Origin of the sequence: Hymenobacter elongatus (assembly GCF_004745955.1) — a bacterium.
Lineage (GTDB): Bacteria > Bacteroidota > Bacteroidia > Cytophagales > Hymenobacteraceae > Hymenobacter > Hymenobacter elongatus.
Window position 1 is genome coordinate 1 of record NZ_SRLD01000090.1, and the last position, 2,508, is coordinate 2,508.

Sequence of the window (2,508 nt, forward strand, 5' to 3'; positions counted from 1 at the left end):
TCCGCCGCCCGCCGGCACCTATGCCTTCTACCGGGCCATCGACCTGGCCGGGGCGGCGCTCACGCTCGACGGTAATGCCTGGCAGGGCAGCACGGCCCCCAACTATTCTACCAACGGCACGGCCTTCGCCAACAACACCATCGCCCTGCTGCCCGCCACCGATGCGCCCCGTACGGGCATGATCCGCAGTTCGGTCTATGCCTTCGGCAGCCTCAACGTCACGCTCTCGGCCGTGCCCGCGGGCCAGTACCGGGTCTGGGCCTACGTGTGGGAGGACAACAACGCCGAAACCTTCGCCCTGGCCCTCAACGGACAAGCCGTGCTGAGCACCTACAACTCCGGCCCCGCCGGCACCTGGAAAAAGCTCGGGCCCTTCGAGACAAGTCTGGCCGCCCCCGGCCAGCTGCAGCTGACCACCTCCGGCGGGGCGGCCAATATCTCCGGCATCGAGGTCTGGAAGGCTACGGGCGGGGCTATGGCCCCCAATACAACGCTCCCCGATGCTGAAGCTACTGCTACCAGCGCCATGACCCGGATTTTTGCTCCGAACTCGGCTATCTATCCCAACCCGTCGCCGACGGGGCGCTACACGGTGGAGTTTCCAGCGGAGCTGGGCACTGCCCTCACCTACACGCTGGTCTCGCCGCTCGGCCGCACCGTGGCCCAGGGCAACCTGCGGGTGGCCCCCGGCAGTACCTATACAGAGCTGAATTTATCAGACCCCGTGCTAGCCCCTGGCCTGTACTATCTGCGCCTGTCCGGCGTCCGCCGCCACGTGCAATACAAATTGTTCCGCTAATGACACAGAACCTGTGAGTCATTGGATCGACAGCAGGTGGGGAAGTAATTGGCTCCCCTATCCAGGACCCGATCCTTCACTTTATTTCCCCGCACCTATGCCCGTCATCCCTTTCCGAATCTGGTTTCTTTATCCCCGTGTCCCCTGGTGGTTACTTTTTGGGTTGACCTTGGTGCTAGGCGGACCTCGCGCTAGTGTGGCGCAGGTAAAAATAATGCCCCTTGGCGCTTCTACCACGCAGGGCGATGATACGCATAATTCCTACCGCCGGCCGCTGTGGCATAAACTTCAGGCCGGCGGCTACAGTGTCGATTTCGTGGGCTCGCTAAACATCAACTTCGGAGGGCCACCACCAAACCCTGATTTCGACCTCGACCATGAAGGCCACTGGGGGTGGCGGGCCGACGAGCTGCTGGCGGAAGCTCAGAGCTGGGCTGAGACCTCCCAACCCGACGTGGTGCTGGTACATGCCGGCTCGAATGACCTGATTCAGGATCAAAGCATCACCGGCACGCGGGACGAGCTAGGAGAGCTTATTGATAAGCTGCGCTTGGGCAAACCGACGGTAAAGATTATCCTGGCGCAGATGCTGCCCGTTGCGCTCAGCCCCGGCAACAGCAACATCACGGCCTTGAATGCGTTGCTGCCCGCCCTGGCCCAGCAAAAATCAACGGCCCAGTCGCCGGTGATTATCGTGGACCAGAATACGGGGTTTGATCCGGCCACCGACACCTACGACGGCGTCCACCTGACGCCGGACGGGGAGGAAAAAATGGCGGCGCGCTGGTATACTACTCTTCAAACCCTGCTCGAGCCAGCGGGTTCTTTTGCGCTGACGGTCAACACCAGCGGCAACGGCACGGTGAGCAAAAGCCCGGATCAGGCTACGTACGCTAACGGCAGCACCGTCACGCTCACGGCTACAGCGGGCAGCGGGCAGCAGTTCACGGGCTGGAGCGGCAGCGCTACGGGCACGGCCAATCCGCTGACCGTGACGATGAGCAGCAACAAGACCATTGCCGCCACCTTTGCCCCGCCGTCCGGCAACGGACCGGCCATTGCCAGCTTTACGGTGGTGAATGCCGACACGGAGCAGGATATCCAGCTGCTGACGGACGGGGCCACGCTGAACCTGGCCACCTTGCCCACGCGCAACCTGAATGTGCGGGCCAATAGCACCGGCTCGCCGGTGGGCAGCGTGGTATTTGCCCTGAGTGGGGCCGAGACGAAGAATCAAACCGAGAGCGTGGCCCCGTACGCGTTGTATAGCGACAACAACGGAAACTATAATCCCTGGACCCCGTCCGTAGGCAGCTATTCTCTGACGGCTACCCCCTATTCGGCCACCAACGGCACTGGCACCCTCGGCACGCCTCTCACCCGGAGCTTTGTCGTCATCGACCAGCCGGCAAGCGGCAACCAAGCGCCGGTGGCCAACGCGGGGCCGGACCAGAGCCTGACGCTGCCCACCAGCACGGCCACGCTGGCCGGCGCGGGCTCCGATGCCGATGGCACCGTCGCGGGCTTCACCTGGAGCCAGGCCAGCGGGCCCAACACGGCCGTGTTTTCCTCCAAAACCCTCGCCGCCCCCACCCTCAGCGGCCTGGTGGCCGGCAGCTACGTCTTCAGCCTGGTCGTCACCGACAACCTGGGCGCCACCAGCCCCGCCGACCAGGTCACCGTGAGCGTCAATGCCAGTCCGCCGCCCG

The 2,508-nt window shown here is 63.8% G+C and carries 2 protein-coding genes; both read left to right on the plus strand.

The window, feature by feature from the left end; all coding sequences use genetic code 11:
* On the plus strand, window positions 1-799 hold a 799-nt coding region (locus E5J99_RS21545), incomplete at its 5' end, for a T9SS type A sorting domain-containing protein (protein WP_167852276.1).
* 214 nt (window positions 800-1,013) lie between these two features.
* Window positions 1,014-2,508: SGNH/GDSL hydrolase family protein (locus E5J99_RS20810; RefSeq protein ID WP_135499729.1), on the plus strand; the 1,495-nt coding region annotated here is incomplete at its 3' end.